This is a genomic window from Corallococcus exercitus (assembly GCF_003611585.1).
GTDB lineage: Bacteria > Myxococcota > Myxococcia > Myxococcales > Myxococcaceae > Corallococcus > Corallococcus exercitus.
Genome location: NZ_RAVW01000598.1, coordinates 1 through 4,413, shown reverse-complemented (window position 1 = coordinate 4,413; position 4,413 = coordinate 1). Strand labels below are relative to the sequence as shown.

Sequence of the window (4,413 nt, the reverse complement as noted above, 5' to 3'; positions counted from 1 at the left end):
CGCGAGACCCCCATGCTCGACCGCCCCATGTACCTGAAGCCCGATGTCGCCATCGAGCCGCTGTTCAACCAGTGGTACGTGTGGTGGTACCTCATCTCCCCCGCCACGGCGCCGCTGTTCGTGTCCCGCCTGCACCTGAAGCTGATGCAGTCGTTCGTCGCGAACCCGGACGTGCACGTGGCCGCGCTCCAGAACCCGGCGCTGATGGGCGGCCCCTTCATCAACCACCCCGTGTCGCGCGTGGGGGACGTGAAGGCGCTGCTGGAGCGCACCACCCGTGAGCAGGCCGACATGCTGGCCTACACCAAGGCCGTGTCGGACCTGGAGCAGCTGCTGGCCAGCTCCAAGGGCGAGTCGCTGGAGCCGCTCTACGCCAAGGTGCCGGACCTGCTCCGGGGCTACGTGGAGCTCACGTACGACCTGGCCCACCGGGCCAGCGCCCGCATCATGGAGCCCCTGCTCTACCGCAGCAGCCTCTACAAGGAATCGTCGCAGAGCATCTCGCTGATGCGCGTCTCCGGCGACGCCCGCAAGTATGTCTTCAGCACCCCGCGCCTGGAGGGCGATTCGCCCCTGTGGCTCCAGGTGCCCTTCCGCCACGAGGGCATCGACGCCCTCTTCCGCATGCGCCACACGCCGGGCAACCCCGGCCAGGTGGCGGAGATGCTGGGCGTGCCGTCCTCCGCCGCGGAGGCGTTCGCGGACCTCTTCACGGAAGCCGCCCCGCGCAAGCCCGAGCCCTACACCGGCCCCGGCGTGCGCGTGCGCTACTTCGGCCACGCGTGCGTGCTGATGGAGACGCGTGAGGTCTCCGTCCTCACCGACCCCGTCATCAGCTACGAGTTCCCCACGGACCAGAAGCGCTTCACCCACGCGGACCTGCCGGAGCGGATTGACTACGTCCTCATCACCCACGGCCACGCGGACCACCTGATGATGGAGACGCTGCTGCAGCTGCGTCACCGCATCGGCACCATCGTCGTGCCCCGCTCGAACGCGTACTCGCTGGCGGACCCGTCGCTGCGCCTGGTGCTGGAGAAGACGGGCTTCCGCAACGTCATCGAGATCGATGACCTGCAGGAGATCTCCATCCCCGGCGGGTCGCTGATGGGCATCCCCTTCATCGGCGAGCACAGCGACCTGGCGGTGCAGGCGAAGACGGCGCACCTGGTGAAGCTGGCCGGGCGCTCCATGCTGATGGCCGCGGACTCCAACGCGCTGGAGCCGCGCATGTACCAGCACCTGGCGCAGCTGGTGGGCCCGCTGGACGCGCTCTACCTGGGCATGGAGTGCGAGGGCGGCCCGATGAGCTGGATGTACGGCCCGCTGCTCAGCCAGCCCCTGCCGCGCAAGATGGACCAGTCGCGGCGGCTCAACGGCTCCGACAGCGCCCGCGCCACGGAGATCCTCAACCACCTCAATCCGAAAGAGGTGTTCGTCTACGCCATGGGCCAGGAGCCCTGGCTGCGCCACGTCATGGTGCTCCAGTACGACGAGACCGCGCCCCAGATGATCGAATCGAACAAGTTCATCGAGGTCTGCCGCGGCCGGAACATCCCCGCGGAGCGCCCCTTCCTGTCCCGGGAGAGCATCCTCGAGTAGCTCGAGGAGCGCGACCCCCCGCGGGCTACGGAAGCACGCGGGGTTGCTTGGGCCAGAAGACGTGGAACGTCGCGCCCGCGCCTGGCTCGGAGTCGATGGCCACGCGCCCGCCCCGGGTCTCGACGATCTTCTTCACCACCGAGAGCCCGATGCCCGTGCCCTCGACCTTGTCGCGGCTCTCCAGCGTCTGGAAGATGCCCCAGATGCGCTCGTGGAAGCGCGGGTCGATGCCGGGCCCGTTGTCCTTCAGCGTGAAGTCGTGGAACGCGCCCGCGTCCGCGCAGTGGATCTCGATGCGCACGTCCGGCCGCCCCGCGTGCTTGAGGGCGTTGCTCATCAGGTTCAGGAAGACCTGCTGGAGCGGCGCGCGCTCCGCCTGGAGCGTGGGCATTTCCTTGCCGATGACGACGCTCGCCTCCGGGGGCGGCGCGAGCAGATCCCGGCTCTCCACGAGGAGCGCGCCGACGTCCACCGTCTCCACCTTCTCGCGGATCCGGCTGACGCGCGAATAGCTGAGGATGCCGTTGATCAGCGCCTCCAGCCGGTGCACGCGCCCGCGCAGCAGGCGCATCTGGTTGCGCGTCTCCCCGTCCATCTTGTCCGTGAGCGCTTCCTCGATCCACTCCGACAGGCTCGCGATGCCGCGCAGCGGAGCCTTCAGGTCGTGGGACGCGACGTAGGCGAACTGATCCAGGTCCTGGTTGGTCACCGCCAGCTCCTGCGTGAGCCGCTCCGCGCGCTGGCGGGCCCGGACCTGCTCGCTCACCTCGAAGGCGATGACGGCGATGCCTTCCACCGTCCGGGAGGCGTCGTAGATGGGCTGGTAGATGAAGTTGAAGAAGCAGTCCTCCATCCGGCCCTGGCGCAGCAGCGGCACCTGGAGCCCGTCCCCGAAGAACGGCTCGCCCGTGCCGTACACCCGGTCCAGCAGCGGCACGACGATGTCCGTCAGCTCGGGCAGCGCGTCCCTCAGCGGCTTGCCCACGACGTCGCGGCCCCCGATGAGCTCCAGGTAGCGCGGGTTGGCGAACTCGTAGACGTGGTCGCTCCCGCGCAGGACGCAGATGCCCGCGGGGGCCTGCATGAAGAGTGACTCCAGCCGGGAGCGCTGCCGCTCGGCCTCGGCGAGCGCCGCCTGCTCCCGGGCCATCGCCAGCGTCCTCGCGTCCTCCACGCGCTTGCGCTCCACGCCCACGGCGATGGAGTTGGAGACGGAGGCCATCAGCCGCAGCGTGTCCGCGTCCAGCGCGTTCCGGGAGAACAGCGCCATCACGCCCGCCAGCTCCCCGCCCACGACGAGCGGGTAGCCGGCGAAGGACCGCAAGCCCTCGCGGGCCGCCCAGGCCTTGTCGCCCACGCGCTCGTCGTTCAGCACGTCGTTGGTGAGGTGCGGCTGACGCGTCTGGGCGATGGCGCCGATCTTGAGCGCCCCCACGGGCACCTGGCTGTGCGCGCCGTCCAGGTGGGTGTACATGCCGGCGCTCGCCTGGAGCACCAGGACGTCTCGCGCCGGGTCGAGCACCCAGATGCGCGCGAACGCCGCGTCCACGTGCTTCACGATGGCTTCGCAACATTGCCGCAGCTGCTCACCCAGCGGTTCCGCGCGGGTCAGCGCCGCGCCGACGTCCGCGCCCAGCTGCGCGCGGCGGGTGGCGAGGCGGGACTCCTCGTGGACGCGCGCGTTGGAGACCGCCGTCGCGATGTGCCCGGCCGCCAGGTCGAAGAAGTCCTGGTACGCCGCGTCCAGCGCGCGGCGCGGGCTGACGCCCAGGACAAGGAAGCCCTGGAGCGCGTTCTCACCGGACCGGAACAGCGGGTGCACGACCGCCTCGCGGGACGGCTCGGGCCAGGCCCCACCCGGCCAGGGCGTGGCGGGCCCGGCGCAGGCCACGTGGACGGGCCGCCGCGTGCGGGCGGCCTCCGCGAAGGGCCACGGGCCCTCCTCCTCCACGCGGAGGCGCCGCGGGCTCACCGGGCCCCCGGCGTCGAGTCCCAGCGTCGCCTCGAGGTGGGCTTCCGTCTCGTCGGGCGTGAGCAGGTACAGCAGCGCGAACGACACGTCCTCGCGCCCCCCGGCGAGCGTCCGCAGGGAGTGCTCGCAGGCCTCGTGGACGGAGGCCGTGGGCGCCGCGGCCGTCTGCGCGCCCAGGTTGCGCAAGAGCCGCAGCCGGCGCTCGCTCAACAGGCGCGACGTCGTCTCCGCGCAGGCGCAGAAGATGCCGCCGACGCTCCCGTCCTCGCTCCAGAGCGGCGCGTAGGAGAACGTGAAGTAGGTCTCCTCCAGGTAGCCGTTGCGCATCAGCATCAGCGGGAAGTCTTCGGACCACGTCGCCTTGCCCGTGTCGCGCACGCTGTCGAGCATCGGGCCGATGACGTCCCAGATCTCCCCCCAGCACTCCCGGCCGGGGCGCCCCAGGAACTGCGGGTGCTTCGTCGCGCCGAGGATGGGCCGGTACGCGTCGTTGTAGAGGCGCGCGTATTCGGGTCCCCACCAGATCTCGATGGGATGCCTGGAGGCCAGGCACACGCTGACCGCGGTGCGCAGGCTCTGGGGCCACTGCTCCACCGGACCGACCGGGGAGCTGGCCCAGTCGAACTCTCGCATGCGCGCCGCCATCTCCCCCTCCCCCGCGAGGAAGGGGGCGCCAGGAGGGGCCATCATGGGCGCGGAGCGTTCGCCGTGCTTCATGTCGTTCCTCATGACTTGGGCCAGGTGAAGTGGAAGGCCGCGCCCTCCCCCGGCGTGGAGTCCACCCACGCCCGGCCGCCGCGGGTCTCGACGATCTTCCGCACCACGGACAACCCTGTCTC

General features: G+C 70.7%; 3 protein-coding genes. 1 reads left to right on the top strand and 2 read right to left on the bottom strand.

Translation table 11 applies throughout. The features are described from left to right. Positions 1 to 12: 12 nt before the first annotated feature. Positions 13 to 1,602 carry an MBL fold metallo-hydrolase gene (locus tag D7W79_RS39325; protein ID WP_120530355.1) on the top strand — a complete coding sequence of 530 codons (1,590 nt, stop codon included), beginning with the start codon at positions 13 to 15 and terminating at the stop codon, positions 1,600 to 1,602. Between the two features lie 25 nt (positions 1,603 to 1,627). Here the strand turns inward: D7W79_RS39325 and D7W79_RS39320 are convergent, their stop codons facing one another. Continuing rightward, on the bottom strand, positions 1,628 to 4,291 hold the full coding sequence (locus tag D7W79_RS39320) for a GAF domain-containing protein (protein WP_158617164.1): 2,664 nt from the start codon (positions 4,289 to 4,291) through the stop codon (positions 1,628 to 1,630). 8 nt (positions 4,292 to 4,299) lie between these two features. Beyond that, entirely contained in the window at positions 4,300 to 4,395 is a 96-nt protein-coding gene (locus D7W79_RS39315) for a hypothetical protein (protein WP_244222223.1), read from the bottom strand. Positions 4,396 to 4,413: the final 18 nt, after the last annotated feature.

Excerpts from the sequence above, each read along its gene's own strand:
- D7W79_RS39325 (WP_120530355.1), top strand. The coding sequence starts at position 13 with ATGCTCGACCGCCCCATGTACCTGAAGCCCGATGTCGCCATCGAGCCG.
- D7W79_RS39320 (WP_158617164.1), bottom strand. The coding sequence starts at position 4,291 with ATGAAGCACGGCGAACGCTCCGCGCCCATGATGGCCCCTCCTGGCGCC.